Origin of the sequence: Aequorivita vitellina (genome assembly GCF_022008365.1) — a bacterium.
Lineage (GTDB): Bacteria > Bacteroidota > Bacteroidia > Flavobacteriales > Flavobacteriaceae > Aequorivita > Aequorivita vitellina.
In genome coordinates this window covers 1-26,257 of the sequence record NZ_JAIRBA010000012.1, presented here as the reverse complement: position 1 = coordinate 26,257, position 26,257 = coordinate 1, and the positions used below count along the sequence as shown (strand labels likewise).

The 26,257-nt window shown below is 35.7% G+C and carries 17 protein-coding genes and 1 pseudogene; 7 read left to right on the top strand and 11 right to left on the bottom strand.

Annotated features, from left to right (window positions below; genetic code table 11):
• Positions 1-25: 25 nt before the first annotated feature.
• Positions 26-949 (bottom strand): mechanosensitive ion channel domain-containing protein, encoded by a 924-nt coding sequence (locus K8089_RS07825; RefSeq protein WP_237602719.1) that lies wholly within the window; start codon positions 947-949, stop codon positions 26-28.
• Between the two features lie 172 nt (positions 950-1,121).
• Here K8089_RS07825 and K8089_RS07820 point away from each other — a divergent pair, with 172 nt between their 5' ends.
• Entirely contained in the window at positions 1,122-1,688 is a 567-nt protein-coding gene (locus K8089_RS07820) for a GNAT family acetyltransferase (protein ID WP_237602718.1), read from the top strand.
• Between the two features lie 42 nt (positions 1,689-1,730).
• Here K8089_RS07820 and K8089_RS07815 read toward each other — a convergent pair whose 3' ends face one another.
• Positions 1,731-2,348, bottom strand: a complete 618-nt coding sequence (locus tag K8089_RS07815; protein ID WP_237602717.1) for a hypothetical protein — start codon at positions 2,346-2,348, stop codon at positions 1,731-1,733.
• 75 nt (positions 2,349-2,423) lie between these two features.
• Positions 2,424-3,467, bottom strand: coding sequence for a WD40/YVTN/BNR-like repeat-containing protein (locus K8089_RS07810; protein ID WP_237602716.1), 1,044 nt, complete (start codon positions 3,465-3,467; stop codon positions 2,424-2,426).
• A 417-nt stretch (positions 3,468-3,884) separates the two neighbouring features.
• Here K8089_RS07810 and K8089_RS07805 point away from each other — a divergent pair, with 417 nt between their 5' ends.
• The 3 genes from K8089_RS07805 to K8089_RS07795 all read left to right on the top strand — a co-directional run bounded on the left by K8089_RS07805 (position 3,885) and on the right by K8089_RS07795 (position 15,988).
• Complete coding sequence (locus tag K8089_RS07805; RefSeq protein WP_237602715.1) at positions 3,885-5,093, top strand: RsmB/NOP family class I SAM-dependent RNA methyltransferase; 1,209 nt, start codon at positions 3,885-3,887, stop codon at positions 5,091-5,093.
• A gap of 225 nt (positions 5,094-5,318) precedes the next feature.
• Positions 5,319-9,134, top strand: a complete 3,816-nt coding sequence (purL, locus tag K8089_RS07800) for a phosphoribosylformylglycinamidine synthase (RefSeq protein WP_237602714.1) — start codon at positions 5,319-5,321, stop codon at positions 9,132-9,134.
• Between the two features lie 344 nt (positions 9,135-9,478).
• Entirely contained in the window at positions 9,479-15,988 is a 6,510-nt protein-coding gene (locus K8089_RS07795) for an alpha-2-macroglobulin family protein (RefSeq protein WP_237602713.1), read from the top strand.
• Positions 15,989-16,076: 88 nt separating this feature from the next.
• Here the strand turns inward: K8089_RS07795 and K8089_RS07790 are convergent, their stop codons facing one another.
• The 3 genes from K8089_RS07790 to K8089_RS07780 all read right to left on the bottom strand — a co-directional run bounded on the left by K8089_RS07790 (position 16,077) and on the right by K8089_RS07780 (position 18,597).
• Positions 16,077-17,150 (bottom strand): AOC03_06830 family ribosome hibernation factor, encoded by a 1,074-nt coding sequence (locus tag K8089_RS07790; protein ID WP_237602712.1) that lies wholly within the window; start codon positions 17,148-17,150, stop codon positions 16,077-16,079.
• A 257-nt stretch (positions 17,151-17,407) separates the two neighbouring features.
• Entirely contained in the window at positions 17,408-17,713 is a 306-nt protein-coding gene (locus K8089_RS07785; protein WP_237602711.1) for a hypothetical protein, read from the bottom strand.
• A 161-nt stretch (positions 17,714-17,874) separates the two neighbouring features.
• A complete protein-coding gene (locus K8089_RS07780) occupies positions 17,875-18,597 on the bottom strand; it encodes an endonuclease domain-containing protein (protein WP_237602710.1) in 723 nt (240 codons plus the stop codon).
• A gap of 322 nt (positions 18,598-18,919) precedes the next feature.
• Between K8089_RS07780 and K8089_RS07775 the strand changes: the two genes are divergently transcribed.
• Positions 18,920-19,060, top strand: coding sequence for a hypothetical protein (locus tag K8089_RS07775; protein ID WP_237602709.1), 141 nt, complete (start codon positions 18,920-18,922; stop codon positions 19,058-19,060).
• A 51-nt stretch (positions 19,061-19,111) separates the two neighbouring features.
• On the opposite strand, the gene K8089_RS07770 is transcribed toward K8089_RS07775, so the two are convergent.
• The 4 genes from K8089_RS07770 to K8089_RS07755 all read right to left on the bottom strand — a co-directional run bounded on the left by K8089_RS07770 (position 19,112) and on the right by K8089_RS07755 (position 23,482).
• Positions 19,112-20,941 (bottom strand): DUF885 domain-containing protein, encoded by a 1,830-nt coding sequence (locus K8089_RS07770; protein WP_237602708.1) that lies wholly within the window; start codon positions 20,939-20,941, stop codon positions 19,112-19,114.
• A 133-nt stretch (positions 20,942-21,074) separates the two neighbouring features.
• On the bottom strand, positions 21,075-21,620 hold the full coding sequence (locus K8089_RS07765) for a hypothetical protein (protein WP_237602707.1): 546 nt from the start codon (positions 21,618-21,620) through the stop codon (positions 21,075-21,077).
• A gap of 15 nt (positions 21,621-21,635) precedes the next feature.
• Positions 21,636-22,037: a response regulator gene (locus tag K8089_RS07760; RefSeq protein WP_237602706.1), complete on the bottom strand. Its 402-nt coding sequence runs from the start codon at positions 22,035-22,037 to the stop codon at positions 21,636-21,638.
• Positions 22,038-22,039: 2 nt separating this feature from the next.
• On the bottom strand, positions 22,040-23,482 hold the full coding sequence (locus K8089_RS07755) for a sensor histidine kinase (protein ID WP_237602705.1): 1,443 nt from the start codon (positions 23,480-23,482) through the stop codon (positions 22,040-22,042).
• A 205-nt stretch (positions 23,483-23,687) separates the two neighbouring features.
• Between K8089_RS07755 and K8089_RS07750 the strand changes: the two genes are divergently transcribed.
• Positions 23,688-24,260 carry a response regulator gene (locus K8089_RS07750; RefSeq protein ID WP_237602704.1) on the top strand — a complete coding sequence of 191 codons (573 nt, stop codon included), beginning with the start codon at positions 23,688-23,690 and terminating at the stop codon, positions 24,258-24,260.
• Positions 24,261-24,905: 645 nt separating this feature from the next.
• Here the strand turns inward: K8089_RS07750 and K8089_RS07745 are convergent.
• A complete protein-coding gene (locus K8089_RS07745) occupies positions 24,906-25,757 on the bottom strand; it encodes a hypothetical protein (protein WP_237602703.1) in 852 nt (283 codons plus the stop codon).
• A 228-nt stretch (positions 25,758-25,985) separates the two neighbouring features.
• On the opposite strand from K8089_RS07745, the pseudogene K8089_RS07740 reads away from it, so the two are divergent.
• Positions 25,986-26,257, top strand: a pseudogene (locus K8089_RS07740) (IS110 family transposase); the annotation flags it as partial.

Here is a 26,257-nt window from a genome sequence, read left to right as displayed (position 1 = left end):
TTTCTGCTAAAATTCGAATAAAAATTTACCGCAGCGTTCCTTCGGGAAATTGAACTTTATCGGGTGCTTCGTTTAATAATGGTAACGCATATTTTAAAATTCTATTTCTACGGCCTGTAGTATCTTCTGGCTCTACGGGATATGAAATTACGGCTTCCATCCACGCGTAGCTGTTAACCCTAAAATAAACCGCAGGCTCCCATTTTTCATTCTTTTGAGAATCTAACTGTGGGTAACGTTCTTTAAAATCGTTGCGCGCAGCATTTAATAAACAAGCCTCCACAAATTGCAAATCGCTGCTAAATGCCACCTGTAACGGGGTTTCATTCCATATAAAAGGCACTTCGGAACCAGAATAATTAATTACTTCTTCTCTTAAAATTAAACTATTGGGAAAACGAATTATTCTACCACTGCGTCTATCGTTTACCAAATAATCGCCGCTACACTCCAAAATTGAGGTGTCTAAATAACTTATTTCTACAACATCGCCACGGAATCCTTTTATTTGAATGCGATCGCCAACCAAATACGAACGTCGAAATATTAAATAAACCCAAGCAATAAAAGAAGTAATGGGCGCTTGCAATGCAAAACCCACCACCAACGAAAACAGTCCAAAACTTACTATTGAAGCATAAAAACTCTCAAACAAAAATGAAACTACTACCGTGAGGCTAAATACAATTGCCAGAAACCGAATAATTCGCAATAAGTTGTACCTGTCGCCTTCCAGATAGGTTTTATTGTTTACAATTTTTGAAATGATTTTACTAATCAGAAAAATTAAAGCTATTAAAAATAAGCTTAAACTTAATTTTTTCAAAAACGGAATATAATCATCCCAAGGATTAAAAACTTTCAATTCTAACAAATAATGAATAGCGATTAAAACCACCGCCATTACAGCAAAGATGGTAATCCATTGGTTGTCTTGTTGATTTTTCATAATACTAATTTTCCGTTTTTAAAATTTTAAAAAAATACAGCTATTTAAGGAAATAAAATACGTTGACATAAAAATTTTAGATTCCTTCATATTAATTTATTGGCTAATTTCGACATAAATAAAGTACGTTATTTTTCGAGAGAACAGCACAAGTTTTTTAATTAGCAAACAGATGATAAAAACAAGAATAGCAAATTACAACGACTTTACCGGAGTTTTATCGCTTCAAGAAAAATATTTGTATCGCAACTTAAGCGAAATAGAACGAAAAAGCGGTTTTGTTACGACGCCTTTCACACTGCTTCAATTAGAAGAAATTAGTAAACAGAATGGAATTTTTATAGCTGAAAACGAAAATAATCACATTGTTGCCTATGCTTTTGCAGGAAGTTGGAAGTATTTTGAACAATGGGAAATATTCAATTTTATGGTATCGCGTTTTCCACAATTATCTTTTAATAACATTGAAATTACTGCCGAAAACAGTTTTCAATACGGTCCCGTTTGTATTGATAAAAAGTACAGAGGAAAAGGTTTATTAAACCAAATTTTTGAAGAAATGCGAATTGAATTTGTCAAAAAATACCCAATCTCCATTACCTTCATCAATAAAATAAATGTGATTTCTGAAAAAGCACACACCAAAAAGCTAGGTTGGAAAATTATAGACGAATTTCAGTTTAACAGCAATACTTATATCAGTTTAGCTTTCAATATGAAAAATTCTGTCTTAAAATAATTCGTTACCCCAAATTCACAAATAAAAACAATAACACCTTAGCTATTCCACCTTCAGCTTTAAGGCATCGTACGACTCAGATTTTATACCAATTAAACCATACTTGGTTTCGCCAGCTTTTATCACTGTGCCATATATATTGTAAATCATCAAGTCTGTTTTAAAATTTTTATTGGCAGAACTGGCTGCAATCATATTTCCACCCGCTAAGCCGGGACCTAAAATTAAGCCAATAGGAGATGTAGATTTCTTTTGAATTCCAGTAGCATTCGTTTTTGTAACGGTTAAATTTAACGGAGAAAGCAGTAAATACAGCAGGTATGAAGCAGGACTTTGTTTTAAGGTTTTAAAAACCCTATCGTTTTCCATGACGGGTACTTCAGATTCATTTTCATAAATTAATTTCACATCTCTCCCAAACATTACGTCATTATCAGTAGTGTTTGTGATTTTTACAGCGACCAATTTTACGCCTTTTTTCTTTTCTTTCTTTTCGTATTTTTTATACAACAGATCGTATTTATATTCCAACTTTACCCCTTTATCCACATTTGTAGAAATATAATTAATAGCTCTAGGCTGAATTGATTTGTAGCCAGAAGCACAACTCGTTAAAGAAATAATGGCAAGTAAAAGCAGAGTAATTTTGAAGAATCTCATAGGTTAGGTCTAAATATTGGGGTGTTTTTAAAAAAATGCTAATGTAGCTAAATTTTTAAAAAATAAAAGGCAAAATTATCTTTTGAAAATTAATTTTGAAATGCGGTTGTTTCCCGAAGCAAAGGCTGTACTATCGTTCACAAATTCAATTGCGAAAAAACCTTCTTTTGAAAGTTGTTTCCAGTTTTTTCCGCCGTCGCCACTAAATGAAATTCCCGGCGAACCAATTGCCACAATCCCCTGCCCTTCTGTGCCGGGAATATATTTTACCGAAGAACGATAGCCCGGTTCCTTGCCATTTGCAATCAGCTTCCAAGTTTTTCCGCCGTTTTTGGTAACGGCTTTATTTCCCTCGTTAAAAGCTTTGTCTTCCCAATTGCCACCGAAAATAATACCGTTGTTTTCATCTAAAAAATCAATGCTATAAATCCCGGTCATCGCTTGCCCCTGCACAATTGGTGTATTAAAAACTTCCCAAGTTTTCCCTTTATCGGCAGTGCGCATTACTCGCGATTTTTTACCGCCTGTGGCTACCCAAGCATTGTCGCCATAAATTGCAATATTGCTGTTACTTGCCGCAAATGCGGCTTCACCTTTTTCAACTTTTGGAAGATTTTCGCAGGACAATTTTTCCCACGTATTACCGCCATCGCGCGTTATTATAACCGACATACAATTCTCTACCGGATCGCCAATAGCAATACCTTCCTGCTCGTTCCAAAATTTCATGGAGTCGTAAAAAACATTATCGCCTTTTTCGGTATAAACTTCTTCAATATTGGTGGCTTCGGTGCCGTTAAAACCTATTTTATACAACACGGCCGGATTTGAAATACTCAACACAAAAACAGCTTCTTTGGTTGCCGCAATAGACCTAAAATGAAGCAACGAATCGCCGTATTTTATAATTGCAAGTTTTGGCGTATCGCCATCAATCAACCCAACTTTGCCCTTATCGGCCGCAAACCAAACCCTATTTTCGTCCAAAGGTTGAATGGCACGAATGCTTAAGCTATCAATAAAAACAGGTGTTATTTCAACCGAATTGAATTCAATTTCAGCTTTCTTATTGCACGAAACAAAGACGAGAGCAGCAATAAAAACAAGTATAAAACGCATAGATCAGTTTTTTTGCCAAAAGTAACAATTACTTTAAATTTTGGAAGTTTAATTCGGGATTCGTTGATTTGTCAATTCGTGATTTGTTAATTAGAAATCGTGCTTTCGTCAAACAGTTTTGTGAATGAGTGATTTTCGATTTCAGTTTCGATTTCGATTTCGTCTTCTCCGAACAGTAACCTAAATATTCTTCAGCTGCGCTCAGTACAAACATATTTCAACCTGTTGCACTTAGAAGAATTCAATCGCTCATCTAAATTCCGCTCTTTAATTTACAGCTTTGAATTGTCCTGAGTCCTATTTCTTTTAAGTCTTTTCTCTTTCTTCATTTTTCAATTTCAGTTTTGTTTTCTTTCACATTTCATTTTCAAAATTCTAATTTTAAAAAGATACCTTTGCAACCGCAAAATGCAGACAATGAAACTACACAGAAATTTGGTATTCGCCACCATAGACTCCCTTCACTTGATTTTCAACGAAAACAAGCAGGCAGATAAAGTGCTTAAAAACACATTAAAACGCGATAAACGCTGGGGCGCCCGCGATAGAGGCTTTATTGCCGAAACCACTTACGATATTGTACGATGGAAACGTTTATATTCAGAAATTGCCGAAGTACGAGAGCCGTTTGACCGTCCCAACCTTTTTAGGTTATTTACAGTTTGGGCAACGCTAAACGGAATTACTATTCCAGATTGGAAACAATTTGAAGACACCCCAACCCGCCGTATAAAAGGAAGGTTTGACGAACTTTCTAAAATTAGAAAAATGCGCGAGTCTATTCCAGATTGGTTGGACGAATTGGGTGCAAAAGAATTAGGCAAAAAGTGGGATGCCGAAATTACCGCGCTAAACAAACAAGCCGATGTGGTTTTACGTGTAAATACCTTAAAAACCACCGTTGAGAATTTAAAAAATGAATTGGCCGATTTAGACATTGAAACCGAAATTCTAAAAGGCTACCCACACGCTTTAAAGCTTAAAGAACGCACTAACGTTTTTACCACCGAAGCCTTTAAAAATGGTCTTTTTGAAGTGCAAGATGCTTCTTCGCAAAAAGTTGCTGAAATTTTAAACCCGCAACCCGGTGAGCGCATTATTGATGCCTGTGCTGGTGCCGGCGGAAAGAGCCTGCACATTGCAACAATGATGGAAAACAAAGGCCAGCTAATTGCAATGGATATTTACGAAAATAAGTTGAATGAGTTGAAACGTCGCGCACGCAGAAACGAAATTTTCAACATTGAAACTCGTGTTATTGATTCAACAAAAGTGATTAAGAAATTAATTGAAAAAGCCGATAAGGTTTTGATCGATGCTCCTTGTTCGGGCTTGGGTGTTTTAAGAAGAAATCCAGACGCCAAATGGAAATTACAACCTGAGTTTATGGATAAAATTCGCGCCACCCAAAAAGAATTGCTCGATAGCTATTCGCGAATGGTAAAACCCGGCGGACAGTTAGTTTATGCCACTTGCTCTATTCTTCCTTCGGAAAACGAAATGCAGGTGAAAGATTTCCTTAAACGAGACGAAGGGAAAGATTTCACACTTTTTTCTGAAGAAAAAATAATGCCGAGCAAAAGTGGTTTCGACGGATTTTATATCTCACTTTTACAGAAAAAATAATAAAACTATTTCATATTCTATATCAAAAAGTGCGGGCTAATCCCCGCTCTTTTTTATTAACGCTTATTACTTTGGCATTTTGTTTTATTTAAAATATCTGGTATTTCACAGAAATACAGCGAGTTATCTATATTTTTTTATTGATTCCACTTGTATATTTTATGATTAAATTCTTTCAAAATTGTTTACTTTTGCAACTTCAAAAATCACCTAATATTCAAAAGAATGATTCACTTTTTTGGGAACGTTGAAACCACGGTTTTCGCAGTCCAAACCCACGGAGAAATTTCAGAAGAAAATACTAAAAAGTTAGAGTGGCTCTTTGGCGGCCAACCTAAAATATCGCAATCCGTCCTGTCTTTACACGCGACGGATTTTTTTATTGGTCCGCGTGCGGCAATGATTACCCCTTGGAGTACTAATGCGGTGGAAATAACACAAAACATGGGCATTCCCGACATTATTAGAATTGAAGAGTTTCACAATAGCAATGTTGAAAAAGAAACTTTTGATCCTATGATTTCACAAAAATATCTAGAGTTAAATCAAGATATTTTTGATATAAATGTGAAGCCAGAAGGTATTTTAGAAATCGACAATATTTCAGAATACAACCAAAAAGAAGGGTTGGCCCTAAACGATGAAGAGGTTGAATATTTAGAAAATTTATCTCAAAAGCTGGGAAGAAAACTAACAGACAGTGAAGTTTTCGGCTTTAGCCAAGTAAATAGCGAACACTGCCGACACAAGATTTTTAACGGTGTTTTTGAAATTGACGGCAAAGAAATGCCCACTTCCCTATTCAAATTAATTAAAAAAACTTCCGCAGAAAACCCGAACGATATTGTTTCGGCTTATAAAGACAACGTGGCTTTTGTAAAAGGTCCGAATGTAAAACAATGGGCGCCAAAAAGTGGCGACAAACCAGATTGGTACGAAGAAAAAGATTTTGAAAGTGTAATTTCACTTAAAGCTGAAACCCACAACTTCCCAACAACTGTAGAGCCATTCAATGGTGCAGCAACTGGAAGCGGTGGTGAAATTCGCGATCGTTTAGCTGGTGGAAAAGGTTCGTTGCCATTGGCTGGAACAGCGGTTTATATGACATCCTATTCACGATTGGGCGCTTCGACTCCGCTCAGCGACCAAACTTCGGCTCCGCTCAGCGGCCAGTCATTGAGCGGAGCCGAAATGACCCTCCAACCGTGGGAACAAGGAATGAAAGAACGTCCGTGGCTATACCAAACTCCGCTCGATATTTTGATTAAAGCGAGTAATGGCGCTTCAGATTTTGGAAACAAATTTGGGCAGCCATTAATTGCTGGTTCAGTTTTAACCTTTGAACACGAAGAAAAGGAGGATGTCACCCTGAGCGCAGTCGAAGGGTCTTCGCGGAAACTGGGTTATGACAAAGTAATAATGCTTGCCGGCGGAATTGGCTACGGCAAAGCGAGTCAAGCTATAAAAGATACTCCAAAAGAAGGAGATAAAATTGTTGTATTAGGTGGCGATAACTACCGAATTGGAATGGGTGGTGCCGCAGTTTCATCGGCAGATACCGGTGAATTCCACAGCGGAATTGAACTAAATGCAATTCAGCGTAGTAATCCCGAAATGCAAAAAAGAGCCGCAAACGCCATTCGCGCAATGGTTGAAAGTGATGAAAACCCAATTGTTTCTATTCACGATCACGGCGCTGGTGGACATCTAAATTGCTTAAGCGAATTGGTTGAAGATACCGGTGGCCGAATTGAATTGGATAAACTTCCAATTGGTGACCCTACCCTTTCGGCAAAAGAAATTATGGGCAACGAAAGCCAAGAACGAATGGGGTTAATCATTGAGGATAAGCACATTAAGCAACTTAAAAAAGTTGCTGACCGCGAACGTTCCCCAATGTATGAAGTGGGCCATGTTACGGGCGACCAGCGATTCTGTTTTGAAAACAAAAATGGTGAAAAACCAATGGATTTCGCTTTGGAAGATATGTTCGGCAGCTCGCCAAAAACAATAATGAAAGACAAAACCATAATTAGGAATTATAAAAATCCAGATTATGAGATTTCAAAAATAAAAGATTACGTTACACAAGTGCTTCAATTAGAGGCTGTAGCTTGTAAAGACTGGCTTACAAACAAAGTTGACCGCTGTGTTACGGGGCGCGTTGCAAAGCAACAGACAGCTGGGCCATTACAGTTGCCTTTAAACAATTGTGGGGTCATGGCGTTAGATTTTCACGGGAAAGAAGGAATTGCTACCTCAATTGGACATTCCCCGCTTACAGCCCTAATAGATCCGGCTGCGGGATCTCGAAATGCCATTACTGAGTCATTGACAAACATAGTTTGGGCACCGCTAAAAGATGGATTAAAAAGCGTTTCGCTTTCAGCTAACTGGATGTGGCCTTGTAATAACGAAGGCGAAGATGCCAGACTTTATTCTGCCGTTAAAGCCGTTTCAGACTTTTCAATCGATTTGGGAATCAACGTTCCTACGGGAAAAGATTCGCTTTCAATGAAGCAGAAATACAAAGATGGTGAAGTTATTTCTCCCGGAACCGTGATTATTTCTGCAGCTGGAAACTGTAATGATATTAAGAAAGTTGTTGAGCCCGTGCTGCAGAAAAACGGTGGCAGTATTTATTATATTAATATTTCGCAAGATGCGTTTAAACTAGGCGGTTCTTCTTTCGGACAGATTTTAAATGCTGTAGGAAATGAAACTCCCGATGTAAAAAGTTCAGCTTACGTAAAAACGGTTTTTAACACTTTACAAGAATTAATTAAAGACGATAAAATACTAGCTGGGCACGATATAGCTTCAGGTGGATTGATTACTACTTTACTTGAAATGTGTTTTGCCGATGTAGATTTAGGAGCGAATTTGGATCTTTCAGGTTTGGGTGAAAGTGATTTGGTGAAATTATTATTTGCTGAAAATGCTGGCGTTGTAATTCAAACTTCAGACGATGCTTCGGTTGAGAAACTATTTACTTCAAAAGAAATCAAATTTCAAAAAATAGGAACTGTTTCAAAAGAAGAAACACTTCAAATAAAAAATAATTCAGAAAAACTTAGTTTTAATATTGTCGAAATGCGCGATACATGGTATAAAACTTCGTATTTATTAGATAGAAACCAAAGTGGCGCCACGCTTGCAAAAGAGCGTTTTGATAATTATAAAAATCAGCCGTTAAAGTTTAAATTCCCGAAGAATTTCACTGGAAAACTTCCTGTCAGTTCCAGCGGTTCTGCTGAGCGCAGTCGAAGTACAGTCGAGAACGGTTCGTCGCGTCCAAAAGCAGCAGTTATTCGGGAAAAAGGAAGTAACAGCGAGCGCGAAATGGCTTATATGATGCACCTTGCAGGTTTTGATGTAAAAGATGTGCATATGACCGATCTTATTGAAGGTCGCGAAACTTTGGAAGACATTAAATTGCTGGTCGCCGTTGGTGGTTTTAGTAATAGTGATGTTTTGGGAAGTGCGAAAGGTTGGGCCGGTGCGTTTTTATACAACGAAAAAGCAAACGCAGCATTGAAAAATTTCTTTGCAAAAGACGATACCCTTTCCTTGGGTGTTTGTAACGGCTGCCAGCTTTTTGTGGAACTTGGATTGTTGAACCCGGAAGATGAGCAAAAACCAAAAATGCTTCATAATGATACTGGTAAATTTGAATGTGGATTTACTTCGGTTAAAATTCAGGAAAATAACTCGGTTATGTTATCATCATTGGCCGGAAGCACCTTAGGAATATGGGCAGCACACGGAGAAGGAAAATTCAGTTTCCCAAATCCCGAAAACCATTATAACATTGTTGCAAAATACGGTTACGATGCCTTGCCAGCAAACCCGAACGGCAGCGATTTCAACACTGCAATGATGACCGATAAAACAGGTCGCCATTTGGTGATGATGCCGCATTTGGAGCGTTCTACTTTCCCTTGGAACTGGGCAACCTATCCAAAGGACAGAATGAACGACGAGGTTTCGCCTTGGGTGCAAGCTTTGGTTAATGCTAGGGAATGGATTGAGAAGAAGTAAGAAATAGATTTATAATTTATAAAAAACCGTTCGCAATTTTTTGTGGACGGTTTTTTGGGTTTACTGAGCTATTGCAAGATTCAAGCTCGTTTCTTCAAATTTTGAAAAATTAAAGAGCCGAAGTATCCAACCACCTCCATTCTCCAAAAAAGTATTTGTGAATTCGTGGTCCCATTTCTAACACAATCGGAATTCCCTCTCCAACAATGCTTTTTGCCAATAAAAAAATCTCACAAACTAATTGAAAACCACTCTTCACGGCCAAAATTTGTTAGTTGCCTAATTTGCCAGCTTCGATTTTTTAGGAAAACAGTATCTTCGGCAGACAACCAAAATAAATTCCAATGAAAAATATAATCCTCGCATTTTTCCTGCTATTTGCCTTTCCTGTATTCGGACAGAATTTTGAAAAAAACTGGAAGAAAGTAATTCAACTTGAAGAAACAGGTAGCATAAAATCTGCTTTGAAAGAAGTAAATAAAATCTATGAAAAGGCGATACGAAAAAATAACGACCTTGAAGTTATTAAAACATTTTTCTTTAGATCTAAGTACTTGTTAGTACTGGAAGAGAATGCCCAAACTAAAATAATAAATAATCTTCAAGAAGATATTAATACCCTTTCTGAACCAAACAAAAGTGTTTTGGAATACCTCTATATTTCTTGTTTAAATAGTTATTGGCAACAAAACAAGTATAATTTAAATAGAAGAACGGAAACAGAAACCGTTTTTAAAAATAACTTTCTTACTTGGACTATTTCAGATTTTAAACGCGAAATAGATACGTATATCAATAAAAGTGTTGCTAATAATTCACGCTTAAAAAATAAAGCACTAAAGGATTACGAACTTATTCTGGATTTTGAAAAGCTAGACAATTTAGAAAACAATAGTCTCTACGAATTTCTTCTTAAAAAATACATTGATATTTATGCAAGCCACTTGAATCGGTGGGACGATACTAGTTCATATTTCAAAGAAATTGAAAATAAAATTTTTGGCAGCAGCAATGAATTTCTATCCATAAGTTTTGATTCCTTAGCCGACGGCAATCTTAAAAGTGCGAGTTTGCTGTATCAAGAATTAGAACGTCAAAATCCAGAGAATGACCAGTTGGATTTTGAAAGAATGCTTTTTTTCGAAACCTATATTTATAAAAACGAAACTGACTATTTAAAAGTTCTAAATAGTTTACAGACTAAAATTAAAGACACAATTCTTTTTCAAAAGGTACAACTGCAACGGGCTAATTTATATGCAAAAATGGCTTCTAAAAATAATCATCCAGATTATAACGAAAAAGCGATGAAAATACTGGACAGTATTTTAAGCGTAACTTCCCGCTCTAATAATTATAAAATAGCCTTTGTAAAAAAACAAAGTATGCTCGCAAAATCTGTAAATATTCAATTGCAGAAATACGTTTATGAAGGTGAGAACACAAGAGCGTTTGTTAACTTTAAAAATGCTGATAGTTTAATTCTAAAATTATTTAAGGTACCCACCCATTTTCAATTCCCAAATAATGCCTTCGACAGAGACAGCGTTATTAATAATTTACTTAAAAATGCCAAATTCGAAAAAACGGCTGCTTATAAACTTCCAAGCAAAAACGACCTTTTTAGCTACAGTACAGAGGTGTTAATGCCAAAATTGAAAAAAGGAAAATATTTAATTCTGTTTGCCGTAGACGAAAAGCGTTTTTCTGAAAAGAAACCTCATAATTTTACATTTTTAAACGTCACAGATATGTCCATACTGCATTCTGATAGTGGGAATACCGACTATTTTCAAGTAGTAAATAGAAAATCTGGAAAACCCATTGAAAACGCTACTATTCAACTTGACAGCACTTTTGTAAAGACCGATGAAAGCGGTAGCGCATCAATACTTAGAATGAAATCTAAAAGAAATAACAACGGCTATGCTATTCTAAAAATTTCAAAAGAGATTGATTCCTTAAACGTAGATTTCTACAAAGGCTACTATAATGAATATAGTGATGATGAAGATGACGAACTCACGGGAGATGTGAAGTTTTATATGGATCGCGCCATCTATAGGCCGGGGCAAAAAGCCTATGTAAAAGCCATTGCCCTCCAAAGTAAAAACGGGGTGAAAAGCGTAGTTCCAAATCTTACGGTTTATGTAGAAGTAAATGATGCCAATTACGACACAATTCTCGAACGCGAATACAAAACCAATGCATTTGGATCCTTCACTTTCGATTTTATTATTCCAAAAAACGGTGTTACTGGCGAATACAGCATTGAAGCGGATGAACCCGATGATTTAGAAAATGATGAACTGTACTACGATGAAGAGGAAGAGGAACATCTTTTTTGGGATTATGTAGATTTTGATTATTCCGAAACTGAATTCAGTGTCGAGGACTACAAACGTCCTACTTTCAAAATAGAGTTCAATCCAGTTACTGAAACCTTTGGGGTTAACGACACCGTTAGCGTTTCTGGGAAAGCGATTTCATTTGCTGGTGTAAATCTTAACGATTCCAAAGTAACGTATAGCGTGGAGCGAAATTCGTACCCCAACTATCGACACGGTTATTATTCCGAAGAAAGTTTAACCATTACCCAAGGCGAAACTACCACAGATTCCGAAGGAAATTTTAAAATAGATTTTACAGCCCTACCCTATTTAGGTTTTAAAAAAGAAGACCTTCCAGTTTTTCATTATACAATTGATGCAACTGTAACCGATAGTCGCGGAGAAACACAAAACACTGAAACTACAATAAAAGTGGGGTATCACGCGCTCGATTTGGAAGTTACACTTCCATCAATCATAAACACCAAAAACGAAAATACCGTACAACTAAACAGCACCAACCTCAACGGTAGTTTTTTAGCAACCAAAGGCGTTCTAAAAATTTATTACAAAACACCTTTAGAGACAAAATTCAAACCCCGAGTGTTTAGTGAGCCTGAGATTCCGGGCTTTACTAAAGAAGAATTTGAACAACTTTTTCCGTATGAAAAAACCAGCGCTGCTGAAAAAAATGATGCTTTGGGAACGCTGATTTTTTCGAAAGAAGTAAACACAGAATTTGATAAAGAATTATCACTCGATTTTCTAAAAACGAACGAGATTGGAAATTATAAGCTGGTCTTTTCTGCTAAAGATGCTCACAACAATGATATTGAAACTTCATCTAATTTCACCCTTTTACACGAAAACACAAATCAATCCAACAAACTGTTCACTCTAAAACAAATAAATGCGCATCCGTTTAAAGACGGCTTTGTGGAGGTTGAAATACGTTCTGAAATTAAAACACTCTACATAAATGTTTCTATACCAGCAGGAATTTCAAAAATGATAAAAGCGGTTCGGCTAAAAAATGGTATTTCAAAAATAAAAGTCCCAATTAATATTAAAAGCTCAGCAGATGTGAATATAAATTTTGAAACCTATTTCGAAAATCAATTTTTTGCGGAAACATTCACAGTTGAAAAAGAAGAAATTGGGGAAATTGATATAACAATAAACAGTTTCAGAAATAAAATTGAGCCGGGAAGCGAGCAAAACTGGAGCTTTACAATCACCAATAAAAATAAGGCTATAGAGGCAGAAGTACTCGCATCTATGTACGACAGTTCGTTAGACCAGTTTAAAATCATAAATTGGGACGGTTTGAAAATTAGGAATTATTATGGCAATTACAATTATTCCACCACTCACAATCTTAGCGAAGGTTTGGAATACGCTAATCTCAGTGCCCTAAATGATCCCTTGCCATTGTTTCACTTTACTGATAGTAACGTAGATATATTTTGGTTTGGCTTCAATTTTACTAATCCAAAAGGAATAACAAACTATACAAACAAGAAAAAGATAATTTCAAAAATACCAGCGGGCGCAGATATGGTTTACGGCATAGTAACAGATGATACCGGCTTGCCTTTACCTGGAGCCAACGTAATTGTACGTGGCACAAGCCGCGGCACGCAAACAGATTTTGACGGTTACTATTCCCTAGAAGTAGCTCCCGGGGAAGTGTTGGATATTAATTATGTAGGTTTTGATTCTAACAGTTTTATTGTGAGTTCTGGTGAATATAATGTGTCTTTGGAGGCTGGTGCTGTGTTAGATGAAGTTGTGGTTATGGGGTATAGTGTACGTAAAGAGACGCAAAGCCTGAGCTATTCAGTTGTTAGTGTTGATGAGTTACTTCTGGACAGCATTCCAGGAGTGCAAGTGACTTTTGCCAATGGAAAGCCTGGCCAAGGTTCGTTTGTTCGTATAAGGGGCGCAGGGTCGCTATCAAGTGAACAAAATAACATGCTTATTATAATTGATGGTGTTCCCGTAAATTTCGGAGATAAAATTTCTGGCAACAGTATTGATAAAAATAATATCATCACTCTTGCAAATCTAAACTCTGACGATATTGCCAATATAAATGTTTTAAAAAGAGAAGGTGCAACGGCCTTATACGGATCGCGAGGTGCAAATGGTGTACTAATAATTACAACCAAAACGGCCTTAGACGAATTAAAAAAAGTGCCAACGCGTAAAAATTTCAACGAAACGGCCTTCTTCTATCCACACCTTAAAACCGATAAAAATGGACAAATAAGCTTCAATTTTACCAGTCCAGAATCTCTAACTCAGTGGAAACTGCGGCTATTTGCACACAATAAAACAGCACTTTCAGGGTATTTAGAAAATTTGGTGATCACTCAAAAAGAGTTGATGATAGCGCCAAACATGCCACGCTTTTTTAGAGAAAAGGATACTATAAAAATAACAGCTCGCATTTCGAATCTCACTACTGAAAACAAATCGGGCACAGCAATTTTACAGTTGTTTGACCCTATTACCATGGAGCCAATAGATACTGAAATGGGTAACGAAACTAACTTTCAAAACTTTCAGATTTCCGCTAAAGGAAACACTACTGTAACTTGGAAAATTCATATTCCCGAAGGCCTTCAAGGCGTTCAATATAAAGTTATCGCCAAGGCAGGAGATTTTTCTGATGGTGAAGAAAATATAATTCCCGTTTTAACCAATAACATATTAGTAACCGAAAGTATTCCGCTTTGGGTGAAAGGAAATACAAAGCGCGAATACACTTTTGAAAACTGGAAAAATAATACTTCCACTACTTTAAAAAATCATCAACTTACTCTGGAATATACTTCAAACCCAACGTGGTTGGCCCTGCAAGCACTCCCCTATTTGATGGAATACGAGCACGAGTGTTCTGAGCAAACGTTTGCACGCTATTACGCAAATTCGATAGCGACAGACATTATAAATAGCAATCCAAAAATTGCTGAGTATTTTGAAAATTTAAGTAAGGAAGGTATTGCTTCTAAACTTGAGAAAAATGAAGCGCTAAAATCTATTATTCTTGCTGAAACGCCTTGGTTTAACGATGCACAAACCAAAACTGAAAAACTGGCTCGTACAGCGCTATTGTTCGATTTAGAAAAAATGAAAAACGCCGAACAAACTGCCTTTGAAAAGTTAAGCAGTCAACAAATGTCTAGCGGTGCTTTTCCTTGGTTTCAAGGCGGTGGAGAAAACGAATTTATTACAAGACACATTCTTGCAGGCTTAGGAAAGCTTATGGAAAGAACTGATAGCCTTCCTTCAAATTTTAGTTTTATGACAAAACGTGGAATTGCCTATTTGGATAAAAAGTTTGAAGAGAACCAAAAATTCAATCGTGAAAAATTGCAAACTAGTACTATTCCTAAGTATTCTGAAATTCATTACTTATACACCCGTAGTTTTTATTTAAAAACGCTTCCACTTTCAGATACTTTAAAACTTAAAATTAATGAAGACTTAAAACTTCTTAAAGAGAATTGGCTAAACGCTTCTTTATACGAAAAAGGAATGGCTGCTCTCATTTTTCAACGTTTTGAAGATTCAAATACCGCTAAAAAAATAATAAATAACTTTAAAGAAACAGCCGCAAATAATGAAGATTGGGGAATGTATTGGATTGAAAATAAACAGAGTTGGTATTGGTACAAATCTCCAATTGAAACCCAAGCGTTACTAATAAAAGCTTTCGCCGAAGTAGCCAATGATAAAAAGTCTATAGAGGCAATGAAAGTTTGGCTCTTGAAAAACAAACAAGTAAAACACTGGGCGACCACAAAATCTAATACCGAAGCTATTGATGCCCTTTTGACTTTCGGTAGCGATTGGACAACTATAAAAGACAAAACTAAATTTGAATTGGGCGATTCAAAAGCATTACCAAAAAAGTTAATCGAAGCTGAAAAAGAAATTGAAACAGGTTATTTCAAAATAGATTTTAAAGGCTCAGAAATGACGCAAGAAATGGCGACTTTAACAGTCAACAATAAATCTGAAGTACCCGGTTTCGGAGGTTTTTATTGGCAGTATTTTGAAGATTTAGACAAAATTAAAACTAACGCCAATCAACCTTTGAAAATTTCAAAAGAACTCTACCTAAAAAAGAATACTGACTCAGGGCAGCAACTACAACAAATAACTGCGATAAACCCTCTGAAAATTGGGGATTTGATTACAGTGAGGCTCATCGTTTCCTCCGCAGAAGATATGGAATACGTTCATTTAAAAGGCATGCGAGCCTCTGCTTTAGAACCCGTAGATGTAATTTCTAAATATATCTATAAAGATGGTCTTGGCTATTATATGAGTACTCGCGATGCTGCAACGCATTTTTTCTTTGATAGTATTAAAAAAGGAACTTACGTATTAGAATATGATGTTCGCGTAAATAATATAGGTGAATTTTCAAATGGCATAACCACTATACAGAGTATGTATGCCCCAGAATTTAGCAGCCACTCGAAAGGTATTAGAATTAAAATCGAAGAATAACCTCCTTCAATTTTTCAGTTAAAAAAAAACCAGTCTTACTTTCAACATTGAAAGTAAGACTGGTTTTTAAAAAATATCAAGCTAGGTTTTAATACCGCGTTATCGCACCAAAACCATTAAACTTTGATAGTTCCCCTTTTGGAAGGAAAACCACATCGCCACCAAACTTCATATTTTCCTCAATCATCTCGTCGTAAATATCGTCGATTACACCAGTGTCGTTTCGTTCAATATTAGAAACATAGACTATGGAGTCGTCTTTTATAATGGCGGGTTGAAATAGACCTTGCTCAATAAATAGGGTTTGTATTTTTCCGTCAGATATAGCTTTCCAAATTTCATTGGTATCGCTTAAAAATTTGTTTTCTCCCACGGCTTTTTTCAAATCTGCCTTTCGTTCGTTGTTTTTCTGAACTACGTACTCCTTCACTAGCTCCCAGCTTTCTTCAACTATGGAATGCGCCGCATCATTAATTTTATTTTTATCTAAAAACACGTTGAAAATACTGCGTTTGTTATCGGCAATTTTTAGGTATTCGTTGTGGTTCTCTTCAAGACCGCAAATCAATACTGGTAACGGGTTGCGCTTTCTAACTTCATTCACCATTTTATCTGCTTGATTGAAATATTCAGCAATTAAACTGGTTTGTTTTGCCGCCATGGCATTTGCCGCACGATTTTTTGAAAAAAACTGGGTGTTTTCAAAAGGAAACGGTGTGCCAACTTCGCGAACTATCGTATCGTTCATCGCTTCAATAAGTCTTATTTTCTCCTGACTTAAAACCAAAATGTAGTAGTTGGTTTCCAAGTGCATAGCTCGCACTAAATCGCGTGTGGCGAAGGTCTCATCTATAACCACACGATCTTCAACCTTAATTGGGAGGCGTGTGTATTCGCCAATCTCATCATTTACAAAAAGCATCAAACTCTCCAAATTTTTACTATGATCAATTTGGGCAGCGAGCTTATTTAATTTTTCTATTAAACTTTTCGCGTTGCGTTTACTGGTATCTGCCATTAACCTGTCTTCCGCTTGCTTAATTAAATTTTTAAGACGTAAGCCGTCATTTAAGTAATCTGGTTTTGTTCGGTGCGTAGTAGCAATAATGGTGATACAATTTTCCGAACGTATGTCTTTAAGCTCTTTTAATGCAATGTTCATGTTTTTCTTGTTTTAAAGTTTTATTGAAGTGTGGGCAGAAATGCCTTCATTTTTTTGAATGGTATTTTTGGAGATTTCATATAATTATAACCTTCGTAAAACTTAATTGAGATCATATTCATTTATATGTAATCTGTATCCCAAAAAGACTAATATAACCCTTGCAAGGCTGATAAACAATGACATATATCAGCTATTGGGTATGTGTAATAGAAAAGTGGAGAGCGGAAATTTTTAAATATAAAGTATTGGTGTTGTTAAATTTTAAATCCAATTAGTAATATTGTGAAAAGAAAGATTGCCAGAATACATATGGTTACAAGTAAGTTTATGATGTAGTTTCTACGCTGATTTTTTATTAAAATTCGAATCTTTTCTTTTAATAAAACACGGTCGGTTTCAGAAAGCGTTTTTCTATTTAACCCAAGCTTAGATTGCTCACTGCTTATTAAGGCAAGTTCCTCTCCGTAAATTTTTTTAAGCTGCTTAAAAGGCACACTAGCTTTCCTATTGAAAAAAGAAGTCTGATTGCCAGCACCAATATATGCCGAACTTAAACTCATTCTTCTTTTGTTTCGTTGTAGGCTCAAATCTAAAGTTGCTTATTTCAAATATACTGAATCGAATAAAATATTAGTTTTTTTGCGGTGAGTGTTTAGAAGCCAACAATCGGCAATCAAAAATCAATTGGCCTATTCAATTAGTTAATTTTATCGGAATCGGTTTATACATTATAATAAGAAGCTTTTTCAATCCATTTCTTAATTTCGGCTACAATTGAATCTGTATTTTCATTCACATCCTTTCCTGTATATCGTAAAACTTGAAACCCTAATTCTTGAAGTTTTCTGTCTATTCGCTTATCGCGTTGCGCTTGTTCTTCTGTGCGTTCGTGATATGTATGCCCATCTGTATAAACACATAATTTCACTCCTCTTTTCTCGATATAAAAATCTGCAACCGTCAATACATCCTTAAAATTGTTTTTCGGATTGTTATACGTTTTACCTTCAATGGAAATATTCTCGCCTTTCCAATTCAGTGGATATTGCGTTGAAAAGCGAATGTATTCTTTGTTTAGTGCCAGAAATAACTTTCTCTCCAGCGGGCTCTGTAACTCAAATATGCAGGTTAAGCAATTATTGGTGAATTTATAAATACAACCTTGACAAAGTGCATCTTGCGAATAGTGTCTGTCAAGTACGTTTGCTTCATCATTAGTAATATTTAACCTTTCGGCAGTGGTGGTAGTTTCTATTAATTGTGAAATTTCGTCACGAAACTTTGTCAATTCTTTTATATTACAGCGTACAGTTTTTTCCCAACCTTGACCTTTCTCAGTAAGGGTAATTAAATATTCTGTTATTTCTTTTGGAATGCTGTCTGTACTTCCTAAATAGCGACTAGTTTTCTTAATTTTTTCAATTTCAATAGGAATTTTGGCCATATTTATATTTTGGTTAGTAGGTTTCTATAGCTTGTTTACAATGACAATTTTGTAAACATCGCACAAACTAAACTTATTTAAAAATAATTTCCAAATAAAACCAATGGCGGCAAATTTTAGGGCTACCACTACTCGCTTCTAAAAACTAAGAACCAAACCATTACAGATTATCTAAAAATGTTCAAATCCTGTACATAAGAAAATTAGTAATGCCAACTTACTTTTGATATTTTTAAGAGTTCAGTAATTCTTTATAACGCGGATTGCAATTATTTCAACTTTCAGTATTGCAGAACTCACCAAAAAAGATGAGTTTGAGTGGATGGAACTTTTTGAGGAAAACAAGAAAAAAGCACAAACACTACAATCTCAAATAACCACCATCGAAAAAGAAATAGACCAAATGGTTTATGAACTGTATAGGTTAACGGAAGAGGAGATTGCTATTGTGGCAAATAGTTAATCCCCTATTCGCGTTATTTCTATATGTAATGTTATCTGTCAGTTTTACAGCTCAACTATTAGCAGCAATATACTCATCTACAAAATCTTCTAAAACGTTTAGCGGAATTGCACCCTGAGAGAGAACCACTTCGTGAAATTCGCGGATATCAAAATTATCGCCCAAAGCGTTTTTTGCTTTTTTACGCAATTCCAATATTTTCAACATTCCAATCTTGTAAGCTGTGGCTTGGCTTGGCATAACAATGTGTCTTTCAACCATTTTAATTGCGTCTAAGGCTGCATTGGGCGTATTCTCTGTATAGTATTTAATTCCCTCTTCACGGGTCCATTTTTTGGCATGTATTCCCGTGTCTACAACCAATCTGCAGGCTCTCCATAATTCCATTGCCAAACGTCCAAAATCTGAATACGGATCGGTATAGAAACCCATTTCCTTTGGAATAAATTCTGAATATAATCCCCAACCTTCGGTATAGGCTGTGTAGCCTCCAAATTTTCTAAACATAGGCACTTCTTCTAATTCTTGCTGAATTGCCAATTGCATATGGTGCCCCGGGATACCTTCGTGATAGGCCAATGCTTCCATTTGATAGCTGGGCATAGATTCCATATCATACAAGTTAGCGTAGTAAATCCCCGGTCTGGAGCCATCTGCTGCTGGGCGATTGTAAAATGCTTTTCCCGCTGCCTTTTCTCTAAATGGTTCCACTGCTTTTACAATAATATCTGCTTTGGGTTTGGTGATAAATATTTCGTCTAAACGTGTTTTCATGCTATCTATTAATAACACTGCTTTCTTTAAATAAGCATCCTTTCCGGCTTGGTCTGCACTGTAATAGAATTGCTCGTTGGTTCGCATAAACTGAAAAAAGTCCTGCAGTGTTCCTTCAAATTCCACTTCATTTTTAATTGCCTCCATTTCTTCGTGGATTCTTGCAACTTCACGCAATCCTATTTCGTGGATTTCATCAGCTGTTAAACTGGTTGTGGTCGTTCTATTTAAAGCGTTATTATAAAAAGCGTCACCGTCGGGAAATTTCCAAGCTCCATCGTCTGTGGTAGCTCTTTCTTTCTGCTCTTTCATAAACGTAATAAGTGCTTCGTAAGCAGGTTTTACCGAGGTTAAAAGAGCTTCATTAGCTTGTGTTTCTAATTTAGATTTGGTTGTTGCATCAATATCTAACGTGTTCACTTTCTTCATAAAATCTTTTAATAAAGTGCTTTGCTTATCTGAAGCATCAAATGGCTGACCAATCAAAATATTTTCGGAGCCTTCTATTACTTTATCGTAAATAAATTTAGGGGGAACAACACCAATTGCTTCGCGCGCCTTTAGGTTTTCAACTGTTTGGGGGAAGAATCTGTTAAACTCGTGCAATCGCGAAATATAGGCTTCTGCATCAGCAACACTATCAATACGGTGCATATTTATCATAAATGCCGGCTTGCCAGAATGTGCGCCATACATCTGATTTACTGGATAGTTATACAGTCTGTATTTATAATCGGCTATGTTGTTTTCCTTCTTTTGTTTATACAGTTTATAGCTCAATAATGCATTCTTGGAAAGCGCAGCCACATTCACAGAATCTGTTAGCCACGCCAGTTCTTTTTTGTCTAATTCTAACTCTCTTTCAGCGGCTTCGGGAGTGTTGTCATTCAGTTTGCCGTAGTCTGTTTTTATTCCTTGTCTCGTCTGAAATTCAGGAGATATACTCAATTGATAATCGAATGACTTCTGAAAGAAATCATTGACTTTTTTTGATTCGGCAGCGATTTCTGCTTCGGAATAACTTTCACGATCTACTTCGGTTTTGCAAGAAGTATAAAGGCTAAGCGTTAGTAAAATGAATACTAAATTTAAGCTAGTGTTTCTCATTTAAAAGATGTTTAGGTTTTTGGGATGGCACCGGATTTCAGGTAAATTCTGAAGTGATTATAGATTCCTACAGCGCTAAAAAAATTCACCCAGACGGAAAGATAGCAATTTGAAACTAATTTTTTATAAAGTATTAATTTTCATCTTCTATTTCTTCTTCTTCCTCTGAAGAAATAAGCGGATGATCCTGTCCCAATCCTACGATTGTAATAATGTTTTTTACCGTGCTGTACAATAAAAGTATAACCGTAACAAGCATTCCACTAATTACTGAAGAGCTTAAAAGGGTAACCCAATAAATAGTAGTAAACCAAGAGACAGGTACATTTTCAGATTCGGTAATGGGAATATTAAAAAGTTGAAACAAAATAAGTGCTGCTATAAATAATATTGTATCAATTTTTGCAATGGATAAGACTTGAAAATAGTGTGCTTTTTTTAATTTAGATTGCGAACCAGAGCTAATACCTAGCAGTGTAAGAAGCAACGCCAAAATTGTAGCAGACGCCAAAACAACAGTATTGCAAAGCATATTTATACCGCGAACCGAACCTTCTAACAGCTGTTTGGCTTCGTAGCCCGAAACATTTCCCAATAAAAAAATGCCGAGACCAATAAACAAAGTAGAGATTAATCCACCTATGAGTGCCACTTTATTTTTTTTAAGAAATGAAAGCATTTGGTTTTGTTTTTTTTAAAAGTGCGTTTCAAGAATATTTTTTAAATATGTTTCATCTAGAGGTTTGTTGTAAAAACCTTTTACACATTTAAACTCGTGTGCCTTAGATTTATCACGCTCGTCTATAGAATTGCTAAGCATGGTCAATACTATTTCGCCCTGTTGTGATACTTCTAGTGCTTCATAAGCCTTTAGAAACTCCCATCCATTCATTCCGGGCATGTTTATGTCTAAAAAGATTAAAGTAGGTTGCGGATGCTTACCGTCTAATTCGCTTTTTAAATAATCTAAAGCTTCTTCTGCACTATAACAAATATGTATATTGTCTGATATTCCCATCTTCTTTATCTTTCGTGCATGATAGAAATTATCACTTTCAGAATCGTCAATTAGGAGTACGTTTTTAATTCTTTTCATTATTACTTTTTTAAAGTGAAATGTATAGTGGTGCCTTCTCCAAAAGTAGAACTCACCCAAATATTACCCAAGTGAAGCTCTACTATTTTTTTACAGAATGCGAGTCCAATGCCTTGTCCTTCATAGTTTTTAACACTGTGTAAACGACTGAACATATCAAAAATTTTGGTAAAATCTTTCTCCGGTATTCCAACACCATTATCTGAAATATGAAAATTATAGTAGTTCTCAGTTTCTTGATAGGTTATTTTAATGTGCGGCTTTACGTGGGGAGGCGTAAATTTTATAGCATTCGATATTAAGTTTTGGAATAGTTGTTTTATTTCAATTTTATGGCCAACTATTTTTGGCAACTCGTCGTTTTCAATAATTATATCTCTGTCACTAATTACAACTGCAAAATCCTGCTTAATTTTTTTTACTGTTTTATTGAGGTTTATTAACTCCATCTCGCCACTGGTACCAAGGCGCGAAAAAGAGAGCAATCCACTAATTAATTTACGCATACGCTCCACGGCTTTGTTGATAAAATCGAAGTACATAACCGCCTCCCCTTCTACCCTTTCTGGAAAATCCTCTTGAAATATTTCTAAAAAATTAGACACCGTTCGCAGCGGTTCCTGTAAATCGTGCGATGCTACATAAGCAAAATGATCTAATTGTTGGTTTTTAGCAATTAAAGACTCGTTAAGTTTTTCTGCTTCTTCAATTGCCAATTCTTTCGCTTTAATTTCTTTTACCTTATCCGCGTTAGATTGTTTTAATTCGGTAAGTGTATTTTTGAGATTTACGTTTGTAAACTCGAGTTTTTCTTGAGTGCTAAGCAACTCTTCTATTAAAGGTTTAATTTTCTGAATTAAATTGTAAAGACTGGTAAACACAATAACCGTGGCCAGCCCCAATGCCCCTAAAATAATAAATTTCCATAGCGTATAGCGTTGGTTGCGCTCCGCCAAAAGTTGGTCTGCTGTAACAATTAATTCTTCTAAATTTTCCTGAAGCGGTTCTGTGAGGTACAAATTTGCGTTGTCGCCATTTGCTTGTAAGTTATTGTTGGTGGAATCAGTAAATAGAATTTTGCTGTAATTTTGAAAATGACTTTTCATTTCTCCATCAATAACCCGTAAACGTTCGGTTTGCAACACATCTTCTTGGGTGGCATTTTCTAAAGTTTTAAAAAGTGAATCGTATTCTACCTGCGCATCTATAACGGCCTGTTTGTATTTTTCCTGATTTGTAAATTTATACGCCAGGCCATAACTTTCAATCCGCGAAATAATTGAAGATATCTTCCGTATATTGCTTTTAATCTCCCAACTTTTGGCAATATCGTCTACAGACTGCGAATTTTTAATAAAAGAGAAACCAATTAGAAATATCGCAAATAAGAGCGAAGCAACCAGTAAAATAAAATTGGTAAGTCCTACCTTTCTAATTCTTTTCATTCAGCGCTGAAAATTTATTTTATGGGTAAAAGATAAAAAAATTGAGGGTACTAAAAGTGCTCGAAATTATAAATTTTCGCCAAATTAGCTATTCCGTAAAATTTTCACTGGTAATTATTCATTTTAATATTTTTTTACAATTAAATTTATTTTTTATTCGTAAAAATTATAACTTTACTTGTTAACCGCTAACGACCATAAAATTATGAACCTACCCAGTAATTTAAATTTTTTGTTAGTTGAAGATCTTGTATCAGACACTTTTTTATTGCAACGGCAACTTAAAAAAATTAGTCATAATCCCGAAATTCGTTTTGTAGATAGTGAGATAAGTTTAATAAATGCACTTAAAACATACATCCCCGACATTGTAATTACCGATTTTAATTTAGTTGGAATGAATGCGTTTGACGTGATTAGGATAATAAAAAATTATAACGACAAAATTCCGGTTGTAGTTATTACTGGCAATCTGAAATACGAAGCAGATAAAGGTGAATTGCTCAAGAAAGGTGCAAAAGGTTTTTTTCTAAAAGAACCAATAAATACACTTAACGAACGATTGGCTCCCCTATTTAAAGAGATAATAGCAGCTGAAAAAGAAAAATTGGATCGACTAAGTGTAGAGCGTCGTAAATACGCCACCAACAAATCCAATAGTGATTTTTTAAGACAATATACCTTTGGCACAAACGAGACAGCAGAGACAAAAGCTGAAGCAGAAGAAACAAAATCTAAATCTGTGATAGATTCAATCCGTAACTTTTTTCGAAAATAGGAATGATTTTGCCTTGATATCTTTTAACTGCTTTCTTTTATCCTATATGGCTTTATCTATTCCTCGGATAAAGGATCGGGTCTCAACAAATCATCAAGGCAAAGTGCAGCCCAAAACGTACCAAGAGCGTTTCCATTTTCGTGTTCAATATCCTTTCACCCCTCTTCAATATCCATATCGTATCCACAAATGGTATTCAAAATAGATTTAAATTTTTTGGAAGCATTTTGACAGCTTTTGGCGGTCAAGACTAATTCCTTCTCCCACAGGTTTGCAATCTCCAAAGTGCCCATCAGTTTCAAGTTTCTGGATTCGGAAAAGTATTTTAGATTTCGCACGTATATCTTTCAGCTTCCTAATCCATTTTATCAAACTCAGATGTCTTTTTAGTGACAATCATTTATTGTATCCAGTTAGATACAAAATTAAACATTTTTTTGGATTTGTGAAATGGTTTCTCGATGAAGTGAAGTGCTACGTGTTTGTATAACGTTCCGTTGCGAAACATTTTGACCAAAATACATAGAATTTCCCGAATTTACCGATTGCGTGGATTTATCCGAGAAGCCAAAATAAGCAATGGACGTTATGCGTTGTTCTCTGCTGGCTTATTTTTTAATTTAAAGCCGTCATTACCTCAAATAATCAGTATTTTATCTTACCAGTACCTTTGCATTTAGAGCACTTAATTTTCTGAAAATAATCGTTACTTGTAGTTGTAGTTTTCTTATAAAGATAAAACGTATCTTCTGAAAATTCTATATATGTATTATTTACTTTTTTTGAGGTAAATACGTGTCCATAACCTGCGCATTTAGGGCAATTACTACCTTTTTTTGCCCTTACCCATGCTTTGTCCAATTCTCTTTTCATCGAATCCTGAAATCGCTTCATTTTGGCTATTTCATTGGGAGTTAAAGTTCTTTCTTTTTTTGAAGAGCTAGAAGAGAAGATGTTGACATCTGTATATTTTGTTGGTTCTGGAGCTTTCCATAATGGATACTTAATTAATAAAGTATCTAAATACCTATTCATGGTAATCTTATCTTCATACGTAGAGTTCGCTTTTAAACACGCGAGCAGTTCGTTTAAAATTGTTGCATGCTTCTCTATTAGTTCATCACTAAGATTATTTTCAAATCCGTAAATCCATATATCAAAATCTGTAAAAGTTCCTTTTGCTCTTAACTCAAATATCTCTCTATCTTCTGTCTTGGTATAAATCACCAGTGCTTTATTTTCTATATCAACTTTTGTGTGAATTTGCTCTGGCTTCATGACGTGTACTGCACCTGAACCTTTTTTTACAACAAGTAAATAATTTTTGGTCCAAATCTTTACAGCTTTATCCCCGAAATTAATTTGCATCTCATTATTAAAATTTTTCATTAGCTCTAAACATGATGTATAATTAGGGCTAGAATGAGATATAGAGTTTTGGCTTAATAAAAACAATGGTGTAAGAAAAAGAAACAGAGTCATCACCGAATTTTTCATATTCTTTGTTGTATTATAGTTTATAGATTTTTAATATGTTAATATCAGCTTGCAGAGAACGGTTTTGTGTATGGTTAGTTGCGTGTTTAAGCAACTAATTTAGCAAATAAAAACCGAATAGAAAATCCGCGAGGATTTTCGTAAGTAGGCTAGAACTAGCAATAAATTATGGCATCGATGAAAAAGCAGTGAATCCAGTATCTTTAAAGTTCACCAAAACAATAAGATATGAAAACTGCACCCACTGCCCAACCAAAGTTATACATTGGCATCGACATCCACAAGCGAAGCTGGAAGATTCACTGTGCTACGGACCTATTCTCAGGCAAATCCTTTTCCATGCCACCTGAGGCCAAAACCCTTTATGACTATGTTCAGAAGAACTTTAAAGATCATCAAGTGAGCGTTGCTTATGAAGCTGGCTGCTGCGGATATTCTGCTCATCGTAGTTTCACTGGGTTTGGTTGGCACTCCATAGTTACCAACCCTGCCGATATCCA